27 protein-coding genes and 1 riboswitch are annotated in these 24,375 nt (G+C 44.9%); of the genes, 26 read left to right on the forward strand and 1 reads right to left on the reverse strand.

Annotation, left to right across the window (positions count from 1 at the left end):
- Positions 1 to 24: 24 nt before the first annotated feature.
- The 16 genes from spoIIM (at position 25) to ASG85_RS33215 (ending at position 14,105) form a co-directional block, all read left to right on the forward strand.
- Positions 25 to 666 (forward strand): stage II sporulation protein M, encoded by a 642-nt coding sequence (spoIIM, locus tag ASG85_RS33140; RefSeq protein ID WP_057306376.1) that lies wholly within the window; start codon positions 25 to 27, stop codon positions 664 to 666.
- A gap of 105 nt (positions 667 to 771) precedes the next feature.
- The gene (locus ASG85_RS33145) at positions 772 to 1,257 is read left to right on the forward strand and encodes a Fur family transcriptional regulator (protein WP_057306375.1); all 486 of its coding nucleotides are present in this window, start codon (positions 772 to 774) and stop codon (positions 1,255 to 1,257) included.
- A 182-nt stretch (positions 1,258 to 1,439) separates the two neighbouring features.
- Complete coding sequence (ald, locus tag ASG85_RS33150; protein WP_060649120.1) at positions 1,440 to 2,555, forward strand: alanine dehydrogenase; 1,116 nt, start codon at positions 1,440 to 1,442, stop codon at positions 2,553 to 2,555.
- Positions 2,556 to 2,612: 57 nt separating this feature from the next.
- Positions 2,613 to 2,852, forward strand: coding sequence for a DUF4227 family protein (locus ASG85_RS33155; protein WP_057306374.1), 240 nt, complete (start codon positions 2,613 to 2,615; stop codon positions 2,850 to 2,852).
- Between the two features lie 92 nt (positions 2,853 to 2,944).
- Positions 2,945 to 3,841, forward strand: coding sequence for a site-specific tyrosine recombinase XerD (xerD, locus tag ASG85_RS33160; protein ID WP_057307055.1), 897 nt, complete (start codon positions 2,945 to 2,947; stop codon positions 3,839 to 3,841).
- Positions 3,842 to 3,947: 106 nt separating this feature from the next.
- Positions 3,948 to 5,123 carry a phosphopentomutase gene (gene deoB, locus ASG85_RS33165; RefSeq protein ID WP_057306373.1) on the forward strand — a complete coding sequence of 392 codons (1,176 nt, stop codon included), beginning with the start codon at positions 3,948 to 3,950 and terminating at the stop codon, positions 5,121 to 5,123.
- 56 nt (positions 5,124 to 5,179) lie between these two features.
- Complete coding sequence (locus ASG85_RS33170; protein ID WP_057306372.1) at positions 5,180 to 6,007, forward strand: purine-nucleoside phosphorylase; 828 nt, start codon at positions 5,180 to 5,182, stop codon at positions 6,005 to 6,007.
- Between the two features lie 18 nt (positions 6,008 to 6,025).
- On the forward strand, positions 6,026 to 6,880 hold the full coding sequence (locus ASG85_RS33175) for a purine-nucleoside phosphorylase (protein ID WP_060649051.1): 855 nt from the start codon (positions 6,026 to 6,028) through the stop codon (positions 6,878 to 6,880).
- A 152-nt stretch (positions 6,881 to 7,032) separates the two neighbouring features.
- Positions 7,033 to 7,470 (forward strand): hypothetical protein, encoded by a 438-nt coding sequence (locus ASG85_RS33180; protein WP_057306370.1) that lies wholly within the window; start codon positions 7,033 to 7,035, stop codon positions 7,468 to 7,470.
- 179 nt (positions 7,471 to 7,649) lie between these two features.
- A complete protein-coding gene (locus tag ASG85_RS33185; protein ID WP_057306369.1) occupies positions 7,650 to 8,033 on the forward strand; it encodes a cupredoxin domain-containing protein in 384 nt (127 codons plus the stop codon).
- A 117-nt stretch (positions 8,034 to 8,150) separates the two neighbouring features.
- Positions 8,151 to 9,452, forward strand: a complete 1,302-nt coding sequence (locus ASG85_RS33190) for a pyrimidine-nucleoside phosphorylase (protein WP_060649052.1) — start codon at positions 8,151 to 8,153, stop codon at positions 9,450 to 9,452.
- A gap of 161 nt (positions 9,453 to 9,613) precedes the next feature.
- Positions 9,614 to 10,789: a D-alanyl-D-alanine carboxypeptidase family protein gene (locus ASG85_RS33195; RefSeq protein WP_060649053.1), complete on the forward strand. Its 1,176-nt coding sequence runs from the start codon at positions 9,614 to 9,616 to the stop codon at positions 10,787 to 10,789.
- A 161-nt stretch (positions 10,790 to 10,950) separates the two neighbouring features.
- Positions 10,951 to 11,304 carry an anti-sigma F factor antagonist gene (gene spoIIAA / locus ASG85_RS33200; RefSeq protein ID WP_047674049.1) on the forward strand — a complete coding sequence of 118 codons (354 nt, stop codon included), beginning with the start codon at positions 10,951 to 10,953 and terminating at the stop codon, positions 11,302 to 11,304.
- Complete coding sequence (gene spoIIAB / locus ASG85_RS33205; protein ID WP_060649054.1) at positions 11,301 to 11,747, forward strand: anti-sigma F factor; 447 nt, start codon at positions 11,301 to 11,303, stop codon at positions 11,745 to 11,747. The genes spoIIAA and spoIIAB overlap by 4 nt, the downstream gene beginning before the upstream one ends.
- 11 nt (positions 11,748 to 11,758) lie before the next feature.
- Positions 11,759 to 12,514 carry an RNA polymerase sporulation sigma factor SigF gene (gene sigF, locus ASG85_RS33210; RefSeq protein WP_029192952.1) on the forward strand — a complete coding sequence of 252 codons (756 nt, stop codon included), beginning with the start codon at positions 11,759 to 11,761 and terminating at the stop codon, positions 12,512 to 12,514.
- A 160-nt stretch (positions 12,515 to 12,674) separates the two neighbouring features.
- Positions 12,675 to 14,105: a SulP family inorganic anion transporter gene (locus ASG85_RS33215; RefSeq protein ID WP_060649121.1), complete on the forward strand. Its 1,431-nt coding sequence runs from the start codon at positions 12,675 to 12,677 to the stop codon at positions 14,103 to 14,105.
- 81 nt (positions 14,106 to 14,186) lie between these two features.
- On the opposite strand, the gene ASG85_RS33220 is transcribed toward ASG85_RS33215, so the two are convergent.
- Positions 14,187 to 14,396: a DUF378 domain-containing protein gene (locus ASG85_RS33220; protein ID WP_057306365.1), complete on the reverse strand. Its 210-nt coding sequence runs from the start codon at positions 14,394 to 14,396 to the stop codon at positions 14,187 to 14,189.
- 178 nt (positions 14,397 to 14,574) lie between these two features.
- Between ASG85_RS33220 and ASG85_RS33225 the strand changes: the two genes are divergently transcribed.
- The 10 genes from ASG85_RS33225 (at position 14,575) to ASG85_RS33270 (ending at position 24,371) form a co-directional block, all read left to right on the forward strand.
- Positions 14,575 to 15,207, forward strand: a complete 633-nt coding sequence (locus ASG85_RS33225) for a stage V sporulation protein AA (RefSeq protein WP_060649055.1) — start codon at positions 14,575 to 14,577, stop codon at positions 15,205 to 15,207.
- Positions 15,204 to 15,626 (forward strand): stage V sporulation protein AB, encoded by a 423-nt coding sequence (locus tag ASG85_RS33230; protein ID WP_057306363.1) that lies wholly within the window; start codon positions 15,204 to 15,206, stop codon positions 15,624 to 15,626. The genes ASG85_RS33225 and ASG85_RS33230 overlap by 4 nt, the downstream gene beginning before the upstream one ends.
- Before the next feature lie 23 nt (positions 15,627 to 15,649).
- The gene (locus ASG85_RS33235) at positions 15,650 to 17,284 is read left to right on the forward strand and encodes a spore germination protein (RefSeq protein WP_060649056.1); all 1,635 of its coding nucleotides are present in this window, start codon (positions 15,650 to 15,652) and stop codon (positions 17,282 to 17,284) included.
- Positions 17,285 to 17,443: 159 nt separating this feature from the next.
- A complete protein-coding gene (lysA, locus tag ASG85_RS33240; protein ID WP_060649057.1) occupies positions 17,444 to 18,775 on the forward strand; it encodes a diaminopimelate decarboxylase in 1,332 nt (443 codons plus the stop codon).
- Between the two features lie 191 nt (positions 18,776 to 18,966).
- Positions 18,967 to 19,398 carry a peptidylprolyl isomerase gene (locus tag ASG85_RS33245; protein WP_060649058.1) on the forward strand — a complete coding sequence of 144 codons (432 nt, stop codon included), beginning with the start codon at positions 18,967 to 18,969 and terminating at the stop codon, positions 19,396 to 19,398.
- 203 nt (positions 19,399 to 19,601) lie between these two features.
- Positions 19,602 to 19,784, forward strand: a riboswitch (FMN riboswitch).
- A gap of 234 nt (positions 19,785 to 20,018) precedes the next feature.
- Complete coding sequence (gene ribD, locus ASG85_RS33250; RefSeq protein ID WP_235550271.1) at positions 20,019 to 21,128, forward strand: bifunctional diaminohydroxyphosphoribosylaminopyrimidine deaminase/5-amino-6-(5-phosphoribosylamino)uracil reductase RibD; 1,110 nt, start codon at positions 20,019 to 20,021, stop codon at positions 21,126 to 21,128.
- Between the two features lie 16 nt (positions 21,129 to 21,144).
- A complete protein-coding gene (ribE, locus tag ASG85_RS33255) occupies positions 21,145 to 21,816 on the forward strand; it encodes a riboflavin synthase (protein ID WP_057306360.1) in 672 nt (223 codons plus the stop codon).
- A 169-nt stretch (positions 21,817 to 21,985) separates the two neighbouring features.
- Positions 21,986 to 23,212, forward strand: coding sequence for a bifunctional 3,4-dihydroxy-2-butanone-4-phosphate synthase/GTP cyclohydrolase II (locus ASG85_RS33260; RefSeq protein ID WP_060649059.1), 1,227 nt, complete (start codon positions 21,986 to 21,988; stop codon positions 23,210 to 23,212).
- A 50-nt stretch (positions 23,213 to 23,262) separates the two neighbouring features.
- A complete protein-coding gene (gene ribE, locus ASG85_RS33265; protein ID WP_029192962.1) occupies positions 23,263 to 23,733 on the forward strand; it encodes a 6,7-dimethyl-8-ribityllumazine synthase in 471 nt (156 codons plus the stop codon).
- Positions 23,733 to 24,371 (forward strand): site-2 protease family protein, encoded by a 639-nt coding sequence (locus ASG85_RS33270; protein ID WP_060649060.1) that lies wholly within the window; start codon positions 23,733 to 23,735, stop codon positions 24,369 to 24,371. Before ribE (ASG85_RS33265) ends, ASG85_RS33270 begins: the two co-directional genes overlap by 1 nt.
- Positions 24,372 to 24,375: the final 4 nt, after the last annotated feature.

Raw genomic sequence — 24,375 nt, forward strand, 5'->3', positions numbered from 1 at the left:
TTGACACAAGGAAGGAGCAGCAAGATGAATAGGAACCTAACGATGAAACAATATATGAAGGATAATTTGCCGCTATTTATATTCGTCTCCGTTCTTTTCATCATAGGGGTCGTGTTCGGCGCCGTGATGGTGAATGCACTTTCTTTGGAGCAAAAGCAAGAAATGACTCGTCATTTGGGTAGTTTTTTTCATGAAATTAACGAAGGTGCCGAGTTTGACAGCAGGCAATCGTTCGTTCAAGCTTTCGGCATGCATATGAAGTGGATTTTGTTGATATGGCTCTTTGGTTTGTCTATTGTCGGGCTGCCGCTGATTCTCGTTTTGGACTTTCTCAAAGGTGTGCTAATTGGGTTTACGGTTGGGTATCTGGTCGGCCAAATGTCATGGAAGGGCATGTTATTTGCGCTTGTTTCCGTTGCGCCGCAGAACCTGATTGTTATTCCGGCTATCCTATTCTGCAGTGTAGCGGCTATGGCGTTCTCCATATATATGATCAAAAATCGCTTCATGAGCCGAAATGGTAACATATACCAGCCCTTTATGCGATATACAACGCTAACCCTCTTGATGGGGGTATTCCTCCTTGGAGCAGCGCTTTGGGAAGGATATATGTCACAATTGATGATGAAATGGGTAACGCCTATGCTAGTTGGCCTATATGGATAAGAGATCCACTTATGTTTCTGTTTGACTTTGTCAGTCAGCTCCCCCTATAATAAAAAGAGTGGCTAAAACTGGGCTTGGATGCCCACCTTTCTGAGGGGGAGGCATATGGAAGCAAGGATCGAGAAGATTAAGCAGCAATTGCAATCCCAAGGGTACAAACTAACCCCTCAACGGGAAGCGACAGTACGCGTACTTTTAGAGAATGAACAAGATCATTTAAGCGCTGAAGATGTGTTTATGCTTGTGAAGGACAAGGCTCCAGAGATCGGATTGGCAACAGTTTACCGAACTTTAGAGCTGCTGAGTGAGCTGCATGTCTTGGAAAAAATGAATTTTGGCGACGGTGTCGCTCGTTACGATTTACGTGACGACAGTACACGTCATCATCACCATCACTTAATCTGCGTGCAATGCGGAGCCGTAGATGAAATTATGGAAGATTGGCTCGGACCTTTGGAAGAACGGTTAGAGCAAGATTTTCATTTTCAAGTGCTAGATCATCGACTTGATTTTCAAGGTATATGCTATCGCTGTAACGATCGAGGCAAACCGGACTCATTGGACAAATCTAAAATAACAGTTTCGGAATAGAAGCTGTTTATACAATGAAAATGCCTGTAAGCACACCCTGTGCATACAGGCATTTTTGTGTTCTTTTCATATACTAGGTAATAAGAAAAGTCGGATATTAACTCACATAATTCGTATAGAAGGATGGCACATTATGTTTAGTGATAATAAGGAAGAAGGTAGCAACTATGACTCAGCAACCTATTGTAGTCGGCGTTCCAAAAGAAATCAAAAACAATGAAAACAGAGTAGCTTTAACGCCTGGAGGAGCGGGTATGCTCTTGATGGCAGGACATCAAGTGTTTGTTGAAACTGGGGCTGGTGTTGGCAGCGGCTTCGGTGATGAGGACTATGCTCGCGAAGGTGCCGTTATTGTCGCGGAGGCTGCTGAGGTATGGGCTCTCAGCGATATGATTATGAAAGTTAAGGAACCTTTACCAGCAGAGTATGGTTATTTCCGGGAAGGGCAGATGTTGTTCACCTATTTGCATTTGGCAGCGGCAGGAGACTTGGCTGAACATTTGCTTAACAAGAAAGTGACAGGGATTGCCTACGAAACGATTCAACTTCCGAATGGCTCATTGCCGCTTTTGACACCGATGAGTGAAGTCGCTGGCCGGATGTCGGTACAAATTGGCGCCCATTTTTTGGAAAAATTCTATGGGGGACGCGGAATTTTATTGGGTGGTGTACCCGGAGTGCCGCCAGCCGATGTCATTATTTTGGGCGGAGGGATCGTTGGAACGAATGCGGCCAAAATGGCGCTCGGACTTGGAGCTAATGTTGTCATTATTGAACGGAGTGCCGATCGGATGAGAGCTCTGGACGACATATTCGGGGGAAGACTGCGAACATTGATGTCTAATCCTTATAATATTGCGAGTGCTGTACAGAAGGCGGATTTATTAATTGGCGCTGTTCTTATACCTGGAGCTAGAGCTCCAAGATTAGTAACGGAAGCAATGGTTCAAAGCATGAAGCCAGGCGCTGTGATTGTAGATGTTGCCGTGGACCAAGGTGGATCGATTGAAACGATTGACCGTGTGACAACGCACAGTAATCCCACCTATGAGAAACATGGCGTACTGCATTATGCTGTTGCCAATATGCCTGGTGCCGTTCCGAGAACTTCAACACTGGGGTTAACCAATGTGACGATACCTTATGCCATGGAGCTTGCCAATAAAGGTTTTGAACAGGCTGTAGCTGCTAATTACGCACTCCAATTAGGTGTGAATACCTACAAAGGGAGTGTAACGCACCCCGCAGTGGCTGAAGCACTAGGAAAGCCGTATGTGAAGTTGTCCGATCTGTCATAATCATAGACCAAGCCTCATATCCTGATCATAAAAAGGGGATAGAAATGAGGACTGGCTATGATATTTTCATATCGAAAACTAATTGTTCGCTTACGCTTTATTTTACTATTTATGACTTTGACTGTGATTCTATATCAAGTTATGCTTGTTCTAACGGGTTGGATTCAGCCTGTGAACAAATACAGAACACCAACGGGAAAGTCCGTTAAGGTGTTTGGCCATCACGAGCATACTTCGGTTTCGGATACAGGAACAATGAGTGACCGTTTGCGTTTATTTTATTGGTATGGGGAATAAAGAAAGCGTAAAAAAGAGGAGTTCGCACTGGAATCGTTGAATGCTATTCGGTATGAAGATATGGCATGATAACGAAGGAGTATATCGGCATGATGACGAAAGACTTGCAATCCTTCATCCGATTTTTGTCAGTTGAACGGGGACTATCCCGGAATACGTTGGAATCCTATGAGAGAGACCTACAGCAATTTGTTGATTATCTACAACAGCAAGGCATTACGGCTTGGAAAGACACAGGGAAAACTCACATTGCTGGATACTTATCGCAGATGAAAATGCTCGGACGAGCATCAGCAACCTTGTCTCGCAATATGGTTTCCATTCGAGCACTTTATCAATATTTAGTGAAAGAACGTGTAATGGATTCTGATCCAAGTATTTATGTTGATGCTCCCAAGCTGGAAAAAAAGCTTCCTAAAGTGCTGTCGATTGGAGAGGTAGAGAAGCTCCTTGATGCACCACAACCTGAGCATGTGAGCGGCGCGCGTGATAAGGCCATGCTGGAATTGCTCTATGCGACTGGGATCCGAGTATCGGAGCTCATTTCTCTGAATGTAACGGATATCAATTTGCAAATGGGCTTCATCCGCTGTATAGGGAAAGCGGATAAAGAACGTAACATTCCTCTTAGCTCAATCGCCATTCGGTGTTTAACGACCTATATACATAATTATCGGATGAAGTTGTTGAAAAAAACGGCGGATGAAGAAGCCTTATTTATCGGACACTTGGGAACAAGGATGACGAGGCAAGGGTTTTGGAAGATTTTAAAAAAATATGCAAATGAGATGAATATCGCGAATGAGATAACACCTCATGCCTTAAGGCATTCTTTTGCTGCCCATTTAATTGAAAATGGCGCAGATCTGAGATCGGTTCAAGAAATGCTGGGACATTCCGATATTTCCTCGACACAAATGTATGTTCAAGTCACCAAGCTCAAAATGAAAGAGGTTTACAACCTTGCACATCCAAGAGCGAAATTATAACCTTACAGCGGCATTTCCCTAGGGGAAGCTGCTGTTTTGCATTCATAGAGTGGAAGTGAGATAATCGAGGGTGGATGACATTAGGAATTGATTTGGAGGGACAAGAGTGCGCTTTGAACGTATATGTTTAATTGTATTGGATAGTGTAGGCATCGGCGAATTACCGGATGCCAAGCAGTTTGGCGATAGTGGCGCTCACACACTAGGACATATTGCAGAGAGAGTAAGCGGATTTGCACTCCCTAATTTACAGCGAATGGGACTTGGGAGCATAGCTGATATTAAAGGGATTCCTGCAACTGATTCACCAGAAGGTTATTATGGGAAAATGGCTGAGGTGTCTGTTGGGAAAGACACGATGACAGGCCACTGGGAATTGATGGGGCTTCGAATTAATACCCCATTTAATGTATTTCCGGATGGATTTCCAGAAAAATTGATTTCTCAATTTGAGCAGGAGACAGGGCGTAAAGTCATTGGAAATAAGCCGGCCTCAGGCACTGAAATTTTAGACGAGCTCGGAGAAGAGCAGATGAAAACAGGGGATTGGATCGTTTATACATCTGCGGATAGTGTATTTCAACTAGCTGCGCATGAAGACGTCATTCCGCTAGAAGAGCTGTATCGGGCATGCAAGATTGCCAGAAGGTTGACCATGCAGGATGAGTTTGCGGTGGGCAGAGTCATTGCTAGACCGTACCTCGGGGAGCCTGGCGCTTTCAAACGTACTCCGAATCGCCATGACTATGCCGTGAAACCGCCAGCGCCAACGGTCATGAATCATTTGAAGGATGCTGGATATGATGTGATTGCGATTGGGAAAATTAATGACATTTTCGATGGTGAAGGTGTTACAAAAGCCACATCAACAAAAAGTAATTTAGATGGTATTCAGAAGACGATAGAGGTACTGGGCTCGTCGTTTAAAGGACTCGCTTTTACGAATCTTGTCGATTTTGACTCGTTGTTTGGGCATCGTCGTGATCCTGAGGGCTATGGAAGATCACTGGAGGAGTTTGATGCTTATGTGCCTCAGCTCAAAGCGGGTCTAGGACCGAAGGATCTACTAATCCTTACGGCGGATCATGGCAATGATCCTGTGCATCCGGGAACCGATCATACACGCGAATATGTGCCTGTTTTGTTATACAGCCCAAGCTTCCAATCCCCTGCTTCGCTTGGTATCCGCGGAACCTTCGCTGATCTGGGAGCGACCATCGCAGATAATTTTGGCGTTAGTGCAACCGATCAAGGCGAGAGCTTCTTACATCTTTTAAAATAAATGATTACGAAATACTCAGTCTATGTGAACTGAAATCGCTTAGGAGGAATCCACCCATGTCCGATACGTCCATGATTCAAAAGATTCAAGAAGCAGCTGCATTCATTAGCAAGGAAACGAATATTAAACCCCAAATTGGACTGATTCTTGGTTCTGGTCTCGGCGTTCTTGCTGATCTTATTGAGCAGCCTATCGTTGTAGACTACTCGAGAATTCCCCATTTCCCAGTGTCTACGGTGGAAGGGCATGCCGGAGAATTGGTCGTTGGTACGATTCAAGGCAAACAAGTGTTAGTGATGAAAGGCCGCTTTCATGCTTATGAAGGCTATGGCGCGGAAACGGTTTCTTTTCCAGTAAGAGTTATGAAAGAACTAGGTGTAGAAACGCTGATAGTGACGAATGCAGCTGGTGGAATTAATGAATCCTACCAAGTTGGCGATCTTATGGTCATAAGTGATCATCTGAATTTGACATACCGCAACCCACTCATTGGACCGAATGACTCGGCTTTAGGTGTTCGCTTTCCGGATATGTCGGAAGCTTACAGCAAACGTCTGCGTAAATTGGCGCACGAAGTTGCGGCATCACAGAACTTCCACTTACAAGAAGGCGTCTATGTGGGACTCCTCGGTCCTAACTATGAAACACCTGCTGAGATTCGCATGTTCCGCACATTAGGCGGTGATTCCGTTGGGATGTCGACGGTACCTGAAGTGATTGTAGCACGTCATGCAGGAATCGAAGTGCTTGGATTCTCCTGTATTTCGAATATGGCATCAGGTATATTAGACCAGCCACTCTCCCATGCAGAAGTCATGGAAACGACAGAGAAAGTAAAGCCTAAGTTTCTGAAATTAGTACTAGGCATTATTGAAGCACTTTAACTAGAAGAGGAGAACAAAATGGAACTGACTTACATAGATAAAATTAAAGAAGCAGCGAGCTTTATTGAGCAGCGTTTAGGCGGAGTTAAGCCTGTTATCGGATTAGTTTTGGGATCAGGCTTGGGAGATATGGCGAATCAGGTTGAGCAGCCCATAGCCATCGATTATAGCGAGGTTCCTCACTTTCCCGTTTCAACTGTTGAAGGTCATGAAGGCCGTTTTGTTGCAGGTACCCTTGAAGGTAAGCAAGTTATTGTTATGCAGGGTCGTTTTCATTATTATGAAGGCTACGATATGAAAAAGGTTGTATTTCCTGTTTACGTTATGAAAGCCATTGGCGTTCAGACGGTTGTGATGACGAACGCAGCAGGCGGGATGAATCGAGATTTCAAAGCGGGAGATCTTATGGTTATTAGCGACCATTTGAATATGACAGGTGATAACCCGCTTATCGGACCTAACCATGCTGATCTCGGTGTTCGTTTCCCGGACATGTCGGAAGCGTACAACCGCGAATACCGCAAGCTGGCTCATGAGCTGGCACAAACGGTCGTAGGAGAAGATGGCGTGCCGCTGAAGCTGCAGGAAGGGGTCTATGCGGGGATTACAGGACCAACCTACTGTACGCCAGTTGAACTTACGATGTTAGCTCGCATCGGTGGCGACGCGATTGGCATGTCCACGGTAGGAGAAGTTATTGCAGCACGTCATGCAGGACTTAAGGTGTTAGGGATTTCGTGTATTACCGATATGGCGATAGGCGAAGAGCTGGAACCATTGACGCATGAGCAGGTTGTGGCGGTTGCAAATCGGACGAAACCGAAGTTCATTGCACTTGTTAAGGCCTTTGTTCGTGAGGTCCGTCTGGGATAATTTGGCTATATTTTTTATGAACTTTTAATGAAAATAAGCTTCTGGAGACCTGTGAATTCGGAGGGAGTCATGCTAATATATAGTTAATTAGAACTATATTAGAGGGTGTCGTAGATACAGATACCCATTCCATAACAAGGATGTGATGGAGCATGTCAGTCCAACAATTAATGGTCGCTAACTGTCCTAAATGCGGGAAAGTGTTCCAGAAAAATTTTCGAAACCAGTGTTCAGATTGCAGCCGCAGCATGGATTCCATGCTCACGACCAGTCTTGAATTTCTACGTAAAAATCATCGCTCAACGAATAGGCAATTCAGCGAAGCGACAGGTGTTTCACAAGAGCAAATGCATACTTGGATTAAAGAGGGGAAGCTGCTGCTTTCGGATTATCCGAATTTGAACTATCCCTGCGTATCATGCTCGAAACCGATTCGCGGACAAAAGCTCTGCCCGGATTGCACGTACCGAATTAATAGGGATATTAGAGAACTGAAAGAGAAAGACCGATCATTTCAACCACTTCTTAGAGAAAAACAGTCAGTATCCACTGGCGGTTTTCAAATACGTGAAAGACTTAGTGGTGTGTAATTTATAACAAAATGGGCAATAGTAATGGTGATATCCCCCGATAAGGGGGATGTTTTTACGAAAGGCTGAGTCACAATTTTGTCACAAAATATTCAAGGATTTGCCACTAACCATGTATGGGATTGTCTGAAGATGTTAGGTAGAATAGATGAAGTGAACACATTATGAGGGGGATATGCATGCAAAAGTGGATTTTCTTTGTGTTATTTATACTTGCGGGCGCATTGGGGCTGGGAGTCCTCTTTCAAGATATTTCTGACCGCCAAGTGGCTAAGGAAGCAGAGGCTGCCGCTGGCAAAGGTCAACAGCTTAAAATTGCAGCTTCTAACTGGCAGTTCGATTCTGCAGATTATACGGTTAAAAGCGGTGAGCCTACGAAAGTTACCTTGTCTTTAAAAGAAGGTGTACATGCGATTGAAATCGTAGGATTGGATATCAAGTTGGATAAAGAAAATCCTTCCAAACAAATAACTTTCGATAAACCAGGCACTTATGAAATTCAGTGTGTCCTTCCTTGTGGTGAAGGTCATGCCAAAATGAAATCCAAATTAGTTGTTTCTTAACCAATAATGGTAGTATCAGAGGGGGCTCTAGCAGCTCCCTTTTTTCGATTTTGATGAGTATGCGTACGATGCAAGTTTTCTAGCGAAACTCTTAGGTAATCTTAAGGAGGAATGAACATGAGAATGGTTGATTTAATCCATAAGAAACGTTCTGGTGAAGTGCTTAGCGAACAAGAAATTACGTATATCGTTAGCGGATATACACGCGGTGATATTCCAGATTATCAAATGTCAGCTTTATTGATGGCTATTTTCTTCAATGGGATGACAAGTGAAGAGATCTCTGCACTCACGCTAGCCATGGCAGGATCGGGAGAAATGATCGATTTATCGGAGATTGCCGGGATTAAAGTGGATAAACACTCAACAGGCGGGGTTGGGGACAAAATAAGCCTGATCGTTGGACCTATTGTTGCTTCGCTAGGAATCCCAGTAGCCAAGATGTCTGGCCGAGGATTAGGGCATACGGGCGGTACGGTAGATAAGCTAGAGTCGATTCCAGGCTTTCAAATTGAATTGACGAAAGAAGCTTTTATTCATGCGGTGAATACGAATAAAATCGCCATCGTTGGCCAGAGCGGTAACTTAGCTCCTGCTGATAAGAAGATGTATGCACTTCGCGATGTAACAGCAACGGTTGATTCAATTCCCTTAATCGCTAGCTCCATTATGAGTAAGAAGATAGCTTCCGGAGCAGATGCTATTGTGCTGGACGTGAAAATCGGTTCAGGCGCCTTCATGAAAACAGTGGACGATGCAAGAGCCCTGGCTCGTACGATGGTTGATATTGGAACGCAATTAAAGCGGAACACAATCGCCATGATTACAGACATGGAGCAGCCGCTCGGACGTGAAATCGGAAATGCAAATGAGATTCGTGAATCCATTGAAGTGCTCCGCGGTACCGGTGATAAGGAGCTGACGGAGGTAGCGATCTCGGTTGCTGCCTACATGTCGCTGCTGGGGAAAGTGTTTGAGAGCTTCGAGGAGGCTCAGGTGGCTGTCCGCGATATTGTCCTGAACGGGAAGGCGTTAGAGACATTCAAACGCTTCATAGCAAGCCAGGGCGGTGATCCGAATGTGGTTGACCAACCTGAGCTCCTCCCGACGGCAGCTTACCAATTCGAAGTACTGGCTGAGAAAGATGGCTTTATTAATCAGATCAATGCGGAACAAATCGGTATTGCCGCAATGCTGCTTGGCGCTGGTCGTGCCAAGAAGGAAGATCAGATTGATTATGCAGTGGGTCTTACTTTGAATAGGAAAATCGGTGACGAGGTGCAGATTGGGGAATCTATCTGTACCATTCATGCGAATCAACAGGATGTGAAGGCAGTCGAGAGTATGATTCAAGGAGCCTATCGCATCGAGAATAGCAAACCTGCTCCCATTCAATTAATTTATGATGTCATTGTTTAATGCCAAATGATTTGCCCAAGCACTTTCCACGCGGAAAGTGCCTTTTTTATTTTCTTCCTGTTGGAATATTTTGTGCGGAAATCGTCAAGACTGAATAGCAGTCATTCAAGCTGCAAGTGTCAGACTTTCACTTCATACATCACAGGAGGGGTACAATTGCTATGCGAAAAAAAGGGCTAATAAGTTTAATCTGTTTACAGCTATGTTTGATGCTGCTCATACCAGCCGCATTTGCGGAAGAGAAGAAGGCGCCAACGGTCGATTTGACACCGAATGCACAATCCGCTGTATTAATGGATGCAGACACGGGCACGGTCATTGCCGAAAAGAATAAGGATGCAAAGCTTCCTCCGGCCAGTATTACGAAAATAATGACGATGCTGCTCATTATGGAAGCTGTCGACAAAGGCAATATTAAAATGGATGAGAAGGTCAAGGTCAGTGAATACGCGGCTTCCATGGGTGGATCGCAAATTTTCCTTGAGCCTGGCGAAGAGATGACGGTTGAGGAAATGCTGAAGGGGATTGCCATGGCTTCCGGGAACGATGCTTCTGTGGCAATGGCTGAGAAAATCGCAGGATCGGAAGAGAATTTTGTGCAAATGATGAACGATCGTGCACAGCAGTTAGGCATGAAAAACACCCATTTTTCAAATTGCAACGGACTGCCTGTGGCCAATCATTATACAAGTGCGAATGATATTGCCGTCATGTCAAGAGAACTGCTCAAGCATGAGGGGATTACTAAATTTACAGGAGCTTATCAAGACTATCTGCGAAAAGAAACGGCAACGCCGTTCTGGCTCGTGAATACGAATAAATTGGTGCGCTTCTACAGCGGTGCAGATGGTTTGAAAACGGGATACACAAGCGAAGCGAAATTCTGCTTATCTGCAACAGCAAAACGGGATAATTTACGGGTCGTTGCCGTGGTGCTCGGTGAACCAAATACTAAAACACGGAATGCTGAAGTAACGAAGCTGTTTGATTACGCTTTTGCGCAATTTACGAACTATCCTTTGTTTAAATCTGGCGACAGTCTTGGAAATTTTACGGTTAATAAAGGTCAGGTTTCGACAGTACCGTTAGTCGCGAAGCAGAATTATAGTATTTTAATGAAAAAGGGTACCGTCACTGGGGAGATTCGACATGAACTGAAACTCGATCCAAACATAAAAGCACCGATTTCTATGGGGCAACCAATCGGAAGAATTGTTGTTTACAATGGCGATAATTTACTTGCTGAATACCCACTCGAGTCTCCAGTTGCTGTAGATAAAGCGTCCTGGTGGAAGCTATTCAAGCGAACCACATCGAATCTGTTTCATACGGATTAATGGTGAGATTTCGCGAATAAGCGCAGTTTTCTTCTAGTTTTAGCAGTTTTCTTCTAGTTTTGTCGGGGGGCAGGAGAATCCATCTCAGCTGTAGAAACTTAAGTTTCATGACGGGATCTTTGAGTATGCTCAAAGTCTCTCAGCTGAGAGGAGTGAACATGTTGAGCCTGCAAATTGAATTCGAGCAAGGCCGAAGAGCGCTGATTGTTAGATTGAAAGGCGAGCTGGATCATCACACAGCCGATGTTGTGAAAGCAAGGATGGAGGAAGCGATTGCCAAAGAGCATACGCGTCATTTAATCCTTAGTTTGAAGGATCTATCCTTCATGGACAGCTCAGGTCTAGGCGTCATTCTCGGCCGCTATAAGCAGATTACGAGTAAAGGCGGCAAAATGGTCGTTTGTGACGTTGCTCCTGCTGTCTACCGCTTGTTCGAGCTTTCTGGAATGTTCAAGATTGTATCTATACAGGACAACGAACGCAATGCAATGTCCAGTTTGGAGGTTGCATTATGAGTGAACATAACTTTATGACACTTGAGTTCGCCAGTCGTTCGGAGAATGAAGCTTTTGCTCGTGTAGCTGTTGCTGCTTTCGTCTCTCAATTGGATCCTACGCTGAATGAATTAACCGATATCAAGACGGTTGTTTCTGAAGCGGTAACAAATTCGATTATTCATGGTTATAACAATAGAACAGATGGCGTTATCAAGATTTCGACGCAAATTGATGACGACGTAGTTCGTATTACGATCGAAGACAAGGGTTCAGGGATTGCTGATTTAGAACAGGCGAAACAGCCACTATATACATCCAAACCAGAGTTGGAACGCTCTGGCATGGGTTTCACGATTATGGAAAATTTCATGGACGAAGTAGAAGTTGTGACGGCCGTCGGAATCGGAACCAAAATAAACATGTTGAAGCGAATTGAATCTAAAAAAGCTTTATACAATTAGGGGTTTGATCTATGGATGTCGATCTGAAACATGCTTCTCATAGTTATTTAGACGATTCGGAAGTCAAACGGTTAATCGCCCTCAGCCAATCCGGAGATGGACTCGCCAGAGAAACACTTGTCAGCTGCAATATCCGCTTGGTTTGGTCTGTGGTTCAACGGTTTTTGAACCGAGGATACGAAGCCGAAGACTTGTTCCAGATCGGTTGTATCGGACTGCTGAAGTCCGTAGACAAATTCGATCTATCTTATGATGTGAAGTTTTCAACCTATGCGGTACCGATGATTATCGGTGAAATTCAACGCTTTCTTCGTGATGACGGAACACTTAAAGTAAGCCGTTCGCTCAAAGAATTGGCGAATAAGATTCGCAAGACGAAGGATGAGCTTTCGAAGCGGCTTGGCAGATTGCCTACGATCAAAGAGGTCGCAGAGGAGCTTATGATAACGGCGGAAGAAGTTGTTTTCGCGCAAGAGGCGAACAAACCTCTCTCTTCCATCCATGAGACCGTCTTTGAGAACGATGGTGATCCTATCACGCTAATGGATCAAATTTCGGATGAGTCCGGAGAAAAGTGGTTCGAAAAGCTTGCGCTGAATGAAGCTATTGGGACGCTTTCGGAGCGAGAACGGCTCATCGTTTATCTCCGTTATTTCCGAGATCAAACGCAGTCCGAGGTCGCGAGTAGGCTAGGTATTTCCCAAGTGCAGGTATCACGATTGGAAAAGAAAATTTTGCAATCGATTAAAGATCAGATTGCTCAATAACAGGCTTTTGAAATAAATAACCGTTCCTCCTCGGAGGAACGGTTATTTGACTATGTAGAGACATAGTCTCGATTTGTGTATAATAAATACTGCAAATAACGGTCCCGACTTTTCTGAGAGTGAAAAGTCACCAAAATTAACTTAGGAGTGTGTATTTTTGATTTATAGCAAATGGAAGGATTCATGGTTTTTTAATATTCGTAAGGATGTTTTGTCTGGTATAACGGTTGCTTTAGCTTTAATTCCCGAAGCCATTGCGTTCTCCATTCTAGCCGGTGTAGACCCAATGGTTGGCTTGTATGCTTCTTTCATCATTGCCATAGTGATATCTTTCACAGGTGGCCGGATGGGGATGATTTCAGCTGCAACAGGTGCGATGGCCTCTCTAATGGGTCCTTTAGTTGCGAAATATGGAATTGAATATTTATTTGCAGCCAGTATTTTGACAGGTGTAATTCAATATGTGATGGGTGTTTTGAAATTTGGTAAATTCATTACGTTTATTCCGCACTCTGTCATTGTTGGGTTTGTTAATGCACTCGCCATTATTATTTTCATGGCTCAACTTACTAATTTCACCGGGGCAAGCTGGCAGATGTATGCCATGGTAGCTGGTACTTTGGCTATTATTTATTTGCTGCCTTTAATCACGAAAGCCATACCTTCTGCTTTGGTTGCCATTATTGTGATGACGATACTGTCTATAAACTTACATCTAGATCTACGAACTGTAGGCGATATGGGTGAAATCACACAGACCTTGCCGTTCTTCCATATTCCTGACTTAACGTTAACTCTTCAAGCAATTGGCTATATATTACCTATTTCCTTGGCATTAGCCGTTGTAGGTATGACTGAATCCCTGATGACAGCAACGATTGTAGATGAAATGACCGAAACGAAAAGTGATAAAAATAAAGAGGTGAGAGGGCAGGGCATAGCTAATATCGTGTCTGGCTTTTTCGGTGGGATGGCAGGTTGTGCCATGATTGGTCAAACAGTCATAAACGTGAAATCGGGTGGTCGATCCCGACTATCTACCTTTGTTTCGGGGGTTTTCCTGCTGTTCTTAATTATGGTATTAGGCAATGTGGTCAAGCAAATTCCAATGGCCGCGCTAGTAGGTGTAATGTTCATGGTATCCGTGGGCACATTTGATTGGCAGTCGCTTAGAACCTTAGTTAAAATTCCGCGGAGTGACGCGCTAGTCATGATTATTACCGTAGCCATCGTTGTAGCAACATCCAATTTAGCGATTGGCGTTTTATCAGGCGTTACGTTAAGTGCTTTGATATTTGGCTGGAGATCAGCCAAAATTAAGGCGCATACTTCAAGCGACAAAAATGGCTCAAAAGTATATCGCATTTCTGGTCAGCTGTTTTTTGGAACTATGGCACATTTTATTGAGTTATTTGATCATAGGAACGACCCCGATTCGATTACGATTGATTTCAGCTCGTCACATGTTTGGGATCATTCCGCTGTAACAGCTATAACCAAAACCATTACGAAATATGAGCAACTGAATAAAAAAGTCATCTGTATTGGTTTAAACGAGGAAAGTAAATTAATGATTGAACAAGTCAGATAGTCTGCTCTGCATAAAAAAGAGCCGCTGATTACCCTAATTCTTTAGTGGGTAGTTTGCGGCTTTTTGTGATCACGAGCATGTTTATCGGGCAGAGTGCCTGTCGTCTGAATAAAATCTCACGCAGTAAATTCCGCATAAGCCCACTACCGTATAAATAATGCGGCTTAGACCGGAAGATTCACGATGAGAATCTCCTCCCAATAAAGCAGAAACTAAATCCCATTCGAAAAGCCCAACCAAGAGCCAATTCAGCGCACCAATAATGACTAGTGTTAACGCGAATTTTTTCATGTTATCACCTTCTTTATATGGAATAAGTTATCGTTATTCAATCTTACTATGCCATAATGCAGATGACATTATTCCTGGAGAATTTACCATCTTATCAGGTGTTTATGGGAAGGAAAGATTTTGCATACTACTCCTATACATGGATGATTCACCGTAAAGCTCTGAGGGGAGTGAAACTATGGCTCAGGATGGAAAACCATATCTATACATCCGGCTTCGCCGAAAAGCTAGTATTCGCAAGGGGAATGTCGTGTACTTACGTCATATCGCTCAGATCTTCGTGGAACCTGAATATGAGCAAGCTCTGAACGAGTTGATCATTCATCGTCCGCAACAAGAGGATGGCAATCGGGTTCTCATTGATATGATGCTGATCGTTCGTAAAGTGAAAGATCTTTATCCACAGCTGCAAATTGAGCATTTCGGAGAACCTCATGTGCTTCTCGAGATTATCTCCGATTCTAGAAAGCCAAGTCCAATACTTATCGGTTTGGTTTGGCTTCTTTTGTTCATCGGATCGGGGCTGGCCATCATGAATTTCCATGCGGATGTTTCTATGCTGGAAGTTCACCAACGCATTTATGAATTGATGACAGGGAAAAAAGTGGAGCATCCGCTCATTCTGCAAATCCCGTATTCCCTAGGTATTGGTGTTGGAATGGTCATTTTTTTCAACCACCTGTTCAAGAAGAAATTCAATGAAGAACCAAGCCCGCTGGAAGTGGAAATGTTCATGTACCAGGAAAATATAAACCATTATGTGATAACGGAAGAATACATCAAAATTCATGAGGAAGGAGACCGTGCGTGATTACCCTATTTGGGGAAGCCCTCTTGGCGGCTTTTATCGGATTAGCAGGTGGAATCGCTGTTGGCAGCGGCATGGTCGCGTTCCTTGTGGTACTGGATATTATTCCAAGACTTGCCCAGATCACACGCTCGTTTTCAAAAATACACGCTTATGAAGCGGCTGTTGTGATGGGTTCACTCTTATTTACATGGGTTGATTTTAGCGATGCTAAGCTGCACCTTTTTCCCATGGGAACAGCGGTAGTAGGTATTTTTGCCGGATGTTTTGTTGGCATGCTAGCGGCAGCGTTAACGGAAATCATTAACGTGCTGCCCATCCTCGCCAAGCGTGTTGGCATGGGATCCTATATGATTTTGCTTTTAATGGCGATGATTTTCGGTAAAGTATTTGGATCCTTGTTTGAGTGGTTGTTTTATTAACGTGTGTTGAAGGAGGAGTGCAAATGAAGTTTATTGTGAAAAAAGGAAATGGAAGCGATAAGGATGACTCGAACGAATCAATCGAATCAAACGAATCACAGGGAGAGACAGAGAAGCTGGCCGTAGATGAGGAGGGGAATTTATCTGCTTACAATCCAATAACCAACATGACGCCTGAAGAAAAGGAGCTCAAAATTCAGGACGATATCCCCAGAAGTATTCGAGAAGTTCGAAGGGTGCTGGAGGAACGAGTAGGACTCGATCGAAGCTTCGATCTCATACTCAGAGAAATGGTGTTCGGATCCAAGCGCGTAGGCATCTTCTATTGCAATGGATTTGCCAAAGATACGGTGTTAACAGATATCATTACACGTCTCACTTATGCGGATGAAGAATCCGTCTCACATCATACATTGGAAGCATTCATTGAGAAATTAATTCCGCACATTCAAGTGAAGTCCTACAAGAAAATGTCTGAAGTCGTAGGACAAGTATTGATGGGCGGAACGGCGTTTTTCATTGAAGGGGAGACAGCAGGCATTACGATCGATGTTAAAAGTTATCCCGTTCGCTCGATCGCTGAGCCTGACTTAGAGCGGGTTGTTCGAGGTTCACGAGATGGCTTCGTGGAAACTCTTTTATTGAATGTGACATTAGTCAGACGAAGAATTCGCGATGAAAGATTTAAGCTGGAAATCTTGCAAATCGGCAAACGAACCAAAACGGATGTCTGTGTAGCTTATATTAACGATATTGCTGATGCGGACTTAGTCCAAGCTGTAAAAGATAAAATAAAGAATGTTGAAATAGACGGCCTTCCTCTGGCTGAAAAACAACTGGAAGAAGCGATTGTGAATAAGGGTTGGAACCCATACCCGATGGTTCGATATTCGGAACGGCCGGATGTTGTATCCGCTCATTTACTTGAAGGACATGTATGTGTTTTTGTGGACACGTCGCCGAGCGTCATGATCCTGCCGACAACGTTTTTCCATCATGTACAGCACGCAGAGGAATATCGACAAACGCCTTTCATCGGTACTTATTTAAGGTGGGTACGCTTTGCTGGCATTATGGCTTCGATTTTCCTGCTCCCTCTTTGGTTTATGATGGTAATGGATCCTTCCTTAAAGCCGCCGGGACTAGAATTTCTCGGTCCGCAGAAGGAAGGAACCCTGCCGCTATTGGTTCAGTTCTTGTTAGCGGATATAGGGATTGATCTCATGCGAATGGCAGCCGTACATACACCTACACCGCTCGCTACCGCAATGGGTTTAGTGGCAGCCATTTTGATTGGAGATATCGCGGTGAAAACCGGTCTATTTATCAATGAGGTTATCCTGTATTTGGCACTCGCCTCCATTGGGATGTTCGCGACACCAAGCTATGAGCTGGGTTTAGCGAATCGAATTGTAAGGCTTGCGCTCTTAATCATCGTGGCGATCTTCCATGTGCCCGGTTTTGTAGTAGGCTCAACAATATGGTTGATTCTGCTAGCGACAAGGAAATCCTTTAATGCACCCTACATGTGGCCCTTTATTCCATTTAACGCCAAAAGCTTCTTTGCCATCCTGGTTCGGCGTCCGGTGCTTGCAGGCAAAACGCGGCTTAGTATTACAAAGCCGATCGATGGCACACGTCAACCAAAATCCAAATAGCAGAAAAAGGACAGGGAATTCTCTTGTCCTTTTTTGCTTTTATGTCGAAGCGTGTATTGTCAAAAGCGCATGCCATATGGTACTTTTAATAGTAATGTACATTAACCTCTTGGCGGAATATAGCAAGAAGATGGTTCAGGGAGAGAGGGAAATAAAGCTATGTATTTACATGGTACTAGTAAAATAAACGACCAAGGCCACCTCGAAATCGGCGGTGTCGATGCAACGAAATTAGTTGCTGAATATGGCACACCTTTATATGTATTTGACGAAGCGTTAGTACGTGGGCGCTGCCGTGAATTCGTAGATGCTTTCAAAGCATCTGGTCTGAAATTCCAAGTGGCTTATGCAAGTAAAGCATTCTGCGTAATGGCCATGTGCCGAATTGTAGATGAAGAGGGAATGTCACTTGACGTTGTTTCCGATGGTGAGCTTTATACGGCGCTACAAGCCGGCTTCCCAGCGGACCGCATTCATTTCCATGGCAATAACAAAACAATCACTGAATTAGAATTGGCGATCGATGCCAAAATTGGCTGTTTCGTCGTAGATAACTTTATCGAACTTCAAATGTTGAATGCGATTGCCGGAGAGAAGCGCCAAAAGGTGAAGATCTTACTGCGTATTACGCCAGGTGTTGAGGCACACACGCATGAATATATTTCTACAGGCCAGACGGATTCCAAATTCGGTTTCGACATGGGCAATGGATCAGCATTCCGCGCTGTTCAGGAGGCTTCGCAATTAAGCAACGTGGAGCTATTGGGTGTTCATTCCCATATTGGTTCCCAAATTTTTGAAGTGGAAGGCTTCCGCATAGCTGCTGAGAAAGTGGCTGGCTTTGCCGTTCAAGTTCGGAAAGAAATAGGCGTTACATTCAAGGTCATTAACCTTGGCGGCGGTTTTGGCATTCGCTATGTGAGCGAAGATAGCCCGCTTCCGGTTGCCGTCTATGTGAAAGCTATTACAGACGCGATTAAAGACAACTTCGGCAGCAATGATTTTCCAATGCCTGAAATTTGGGTTGAACCAGGCCGGAGCATCGTGGGTGACGCTGGAACTACGTTGTACACAGTAGGGACAACAAAGGATATTCCAGGAGTGCGTAAATATGTAGCTGTAGATGGCGGAATGACGGATAATCCGCGTCCTGCTTTGTATGATGCTGTGTATGAGGCAATGTTGGCTAACCGCGCTACAGAGCAACCAACAGAGGTTGTGTCTATAGCAGGGAAATGCTGTGAGAGCGGCGATATGCTGATCTGGGATCTGAACCTGCCAAAAGTAAATTCAGGTGACGTACTCGCTGTATCTTGCACAGGAGCATACAATTATGCAATGGCAAGCAATTATAACCGTATCCGCCGTCCTGGTGTTGTCTTCGTGAAAGATGGTCAAAGTGATCTTGTCGTGAAACGCGAAACGTTTGATAATATCGTTGGCAACGACATCATTCCTGCAAGAATGAAACAAATGAGCGAGACCGTTTAAATGGTTTTGAATAAAAAAGAAGGAAGCCTAGTTTCACGGGGTTTCCTTCTTTACGTTTGAGCGGGAAGCACATTTTCGCAGTCAAACAGGGCATGGTCGGGGGAGAATTGTGTTAGAAATATAGCGCAGTTTGTGAAATGGATGTTTTCATAGTAGAATAAGATATTATTTCCTAAAGGAGTGGACCACAAATGGCCAAACAAGCAAAAATTAAACTAGCAGGTGGCGGCGAAGTCGTTATCAATCTTTTCGAAAACGATGCACCGAATACTGTTGCTAACTTTGAAAAATTAGCAAACTCCGGTTTCTATAACGGACTTGTTTTTCATCGTGTTATTCCAGGATTCGTAGCACAAGGTGGCTGCCCTACTGGAACAGGAACTGGTGGCCCTGGTTACCAAATCGACTGTGAAATCAACCCGAACAAACATGAGCGCGGCTCTTTGGCTATGGCTCATGCGGGCAGAAATACAGGTGGAAGCCAGTTCTATATTGCTTACCAACCGCAACCGCATTTGGATGGACAACACACCGTATTCGGTAAAGTATCCAAAGGAATGGAATTAGTCGATGCTTTCAAAGGCAAAGATTTGATGGAGAAAGTTGAAGTTGTAGAAGTATAATTCGACATATTCGAAAAGAGGCCTGTTGATCTATTTCAATAGGTTTCTTTTTTGATTTAATTCCGAGTGAATTCATTGAAAAAGTAAGAAATTAATGTGAAAAGGAAAAAAGCACTTGCTTTTTGTAAGTGTGAGTGATAAATTTTTCATTACCAAAGTAATTTTTAGCTAGTTCTTAGTTGTAAGTTACTTTCATATGTATGCAAAACCTTCGGGGCGTGGTGAAATTCCACACCGGCGGTGATTCGATAGCATGTACCCGTTACATGGTTTCGATAAGTCCGTGACCCGTTTTGAAGCTAGCGGTACCTGACACACAGCTTCGCTACGGCTGATCCGGTGCAATTCCGGAACCGACAGTATAGTCTGGATGGGAGAAGGAAAACGCGAACATTTGATTCGCTATGCATGCTTGTACATTTTTTCACGTAAACAAAAATTCGGCAGGTCTGTTTTTTGAAGCAGATACGTCGTTGTTGTTTGATTTGATCAAAAATGCGGCAAGTATGGATGGATGAAGCTTCTTCGTGTTATCTAGACAATCTCTGGCCCCTATCCGATACACGGAGGGGCCTTTTTGCATTCAAATTTTGGAATGAACCTGAAAGGCGGTGAACTTCGTGCATGTACTGAATGACGAAGCTTACATGAGACTTGCTCTGCAAATGGCTGAAAGTGCTCTTGGTCAGACAGGGATTAATCCCGTAGTAGGGTGTGTCCTTGTTAAAAATGGACGCATCATTGGCATGGGAGCGCACCTGAAGCGCGGACATGGCCATGCCGAGGTTCTCGCCTTGCAAATGGCAGGCGAGGAAGCTAAGGGCAGCACGGCTTATGTGACATTAGAGCCGTGCAGTCACTTTGGAAAGACGCCACCGTGCAGCGACCGACTCATTGAGGCCGGCGTGTCACGGGTTGTCGTCGCTGGAACGGATCCGAATCCGCAGGTTGCTGGGACAGGCATCGCTAAGCTGCGAGAGCACGGTCTCGACGTGGCGGTTGGGCTGCTTGCAGAGGAGGCCGCGGCAATGAACGAGGCCTTCAACAAATACATCGTCACCCGAATGCCTTATGTGACGATGAAGACGGCAAGCACGCTGGACGGTCGCATCGCCTCGAAGACCGGCGACAGCAAGTGGATCACGTCGCCAGCGTCGCGTGCCTTCGTTCATACCCTGCGCCATCGGCATCAGGGGATCATGGTCGGCGTCAGCACCGTCATCGCCGACGACCCGCTGCTGAGCGCGCGCGGCGACGTACCGGCTGTGCAGCCGGTACGGATCGTCGCGGACTCGCTCCTGCGAGTCCCGCAGGGCGCCCGGGTGCTCACGGAGCAGGATCGTCAGCCGACGATCCTGCTCGCGAGCGCACAGGCTCCCGCAGAGCGGCGTGCCGCGCTGGAAGCGCGCGGCATCACGGTCCTCACCTGCGGGGACGGCCCGCAGGTGGACCTAACGCTCGCCATGCGGCAGCTCGGCGAGCGCGAGATTGGCTCCATCCTCCTAGAGGGTGGAGGGAAGCTCAACGGCGCTATGCTGGAGCAGCGCCTGATCGACAAGCTGGTGCTGATGTTTGCGCCGAAACTCATCGGCGGAGGCTCTGGAGCACCTGTAAACATCAACTTCGATGGCTTCGCGAAGATGGATGATGCGATTACGCTCGACCGACTCAAGGTCGAGCAGTTCGGACCGGATATATGCGTAACCGGCTATCCGAATTATAAGAGCTAACGAATGGAGGACTTGCATGTTTACCGGAATTATCGAAGAAATCGGCCACATGCGCCGCATTCATAGTCAAGGGCAAGCGATGGTATTGACCATCGCAGCCAAGAAAGTACTAGAAGATGTCCACCTGGGTGACAGTATTTCTGTAAATGGCGTCTGTTTGACGGTTATATCCTTTGATAACGACTCATTTTCCGTGGATGTTATGCCAGAAACATACCGCAAGACGAATCTTCGCAAACTACAAACAGGCACACGCGTGAATTTGGAGCGGGCAATGTCAGCGAATGGCCGATTCGGCGGGCACATTGTTCAAGGGCATGTAGATGCAATCGCAACGATCCTTTCACGAATACCCGAAGAAAATGCCGTTGTTTACCGGTTCGAACCGGAGAACAAGCATATTTTCCGATATATCATTTCCGGGGGTTCCATCACCGTTGACGGCATAAGCCTTACCGTTGTTGATGTAAATGATCGTGAAGTGGCGGTATCCATCATCCCGCATACCCTTGCTCAAACGGTCCTACATGATAAAAAGGCCGGGGATACAGTCAACATAGAATGCGATGTGCTAGGCAAATATATGGAGCGTCTACTAAAGTTCGGTCCATCTGAATCTTCGGATGGAAACGGGAAAAAGCAAAGTACGCTAACTGCGAGCTTTCTTGCCGATAACGGCTTTATGTAGGAACTTGAAAAAAGCTTTGCTAAGCAAAGCTCAAGTTTAGGCTTACGAAGCCTGCTTTGCTAAACCAAAGCTCAGTTTATGCTTACGAAGAAAGTTTTGCAAAAGCAAAACTCAAGTTTACGCTTACGAAGCCAGCTTTGCTAAAGCAAAGCTTTTAGGAGAGGTGAATATGACACAAATAAACTTCAACACCATAGACGAAGCGTTAGAGGATCTTAAACTTGGTAAAGTCATTATTGTTGTAGACGATGAGGATCGTGAGAACGAAGGCGATTTTATCGCACTTGCTGATAAAACTACGCCAGAGGTCATTAATTTCATGATCAGAGAGGGACGCGGGCTCGTTTGTGCACCTATAACGGAAGAACGTGCACAAGAACTTGAGCTGCCTCCCATGGTCGCTCGGAATACGGATTATCACGGAACAGCGTTTACCGTTTCTGTTGACCATATGGACACAAGCACTGGGATATCTGCGCATGAGCGTTCAAGAACGATTATGGGCTTGATTGATCCCGCGACAAAACCGCAGGATTTCCGCAGACCTGGCCACATTTTCCCTCTGATTGCCAAGAAGGGGGGAGTCCTTCGCAGAGCTGGACATACAGAAGCGACAATAGATCTAGCTATCTTGTGTGGCTCTTACCCAGCAGGCGTCATTTGTGAAGTCATCAAGGAAGACGGGACGATGGCTCGTGTACCGGATCTGATGGAGATTGCAACGAAACACGACTTGTGTATTATCACGATTCAGGACTTAATCCATTACAGGAATCAGCAGGAGAAATTAGTTGAACGTGAGGTTGAAATTAAACTTCCTACCGACTTCGGCGTTTTCAAGGCAATTGCCTATACGAACCTGCTTGATAACAAAGAACACGTAGCCCTTGTTAAAGGGACAATTGACCCTTCAAAACCGACTTTGGTACGTGTGCATTCCGAGTGTTTAACTGGGGATGTTTTCCATTCTCATCGCTGTGACTGCGGTCCACAATTGGATGCCGCATTAAAACAGATTGATGAAGAGGGCAATGGTGTATTATTATATATGCGACAGGAAGGCCGCGGAATCGGTTTAATCAATAAATTGAAGGCTTATGCCTTGCAAGAGCAGGGATTAGACACCGTAGAAGCGAATATTAAGCTAGGCTTTGCTCCAGATCTTCGGGATTATGGGATTGGTGCGCAAATTTTGAAAGATCTTGGCATCACGCAGCTTCGTCTATTAACGAATAATCCTCGCAAAATTAAAGGACTAGAAGGCTACGGCCTTGAAGTGGTTGAGCGGGTTCCGATTCAAATGGATAGTAAGGCTGATAACCTCCATTATTTACAAACGAAGAAAAACAAACTTGGTCATATGCTCAGTTTCCACGACTCGGGCAGCGGCATTTAAATCCAATCTAATCCAAATAATTGTTCAAATAAGAAAGGGAGTATCTCACCATGGCTAACATTTTTGAAGGACATTTAATTTCGCAAAATTTAAAATATGGTATCGTTGTAGGTCGTTTCAATGAATTTATTACATCCAAATTGTTGGGTGGCGCACAGGACGCTCTGAAACGTCATGGTGTAAATGAAGATGAAGTAGATATTGCTTGGGTTCCAGGCGCATTTGAACTTCCGTTAATCGCTCAAAAAATGGCTGAAAGCGGGAAATACGATGCTGTTATTACACTAGGTGCGGTAATTCGAGGATCAACTCCGCATTTTGATTATGTGTGCAGCGAAGTAGCGAAAGGTGTTTCTGCTATTAACCTGAAAACAGGCGTACCTACGATTTTCGGCGTCTTGACTACAGATTCCATTGAGCAAGCGGTGGAACGCGCGGGTACCAAAGCTGGAAATAAAGGCTGGGAAGCTGCCGTAACAGCGATTGAAATGGCGAATTTGACGAAGCAATTCACTTCGTAATGCTTTCTTATTATCATCTGGAAACACTGCTGCCCAGGTTGTTCGCTTTTCTGATCGCAATGACGCTGCACGACGCAGCTCATGCGGGGGTAGCTTGGCTGCTCGGAGATCGTACAGCTCGAGAAAGCAAACGGTTATCGCTAAACCCCTTGGCACATTTAGATGCCTTGGGGCTAGCTATGATCATCTTCGGACCCTATGGCTGGTCGAAGAGATTACCGGTAGATGAATCACGATTTAAGAAAAGACCGAGGCTATCCCATACACTTGTTTATTTAGCGGGTCCTTTTACGAATTTGTTGCTCGTTTTGTTCTTCTGGTGGCTCTACTTCTTTCTTCCTGCTTTGTTAGGAGGGACCGAGTCCATAACCGTTGAACAGTGGCGAGTCTATTTGCAGTACTGCGTCATCGTTAATTTAATGATTTGTCTCATACATATGCTGCCCCTTTACCCGCTCGACGGATGGCATGTTTTGAAAGGACTTGTTCCTTCTCACAAGCAAGGATGGTTTACACGGAATCAACGTTATGCACTTATTCTAGTTATTGTTTTACTGATTACACCAGCTGGTCAATGGGCGCTCGGACATGTTTATCCGTTTGCCGCGCAATTTGTTATGAATCTATTTTCAATATGACAAG

This window comes from Paenibacillus sp. Soil724D2, from assembly GCF_001427935.1.
Taxonomy (GTDB): Bacteria; Bacillota; Bacilli; order Paenibacillales; family NBRC-103111; genus Paenibacillus_E.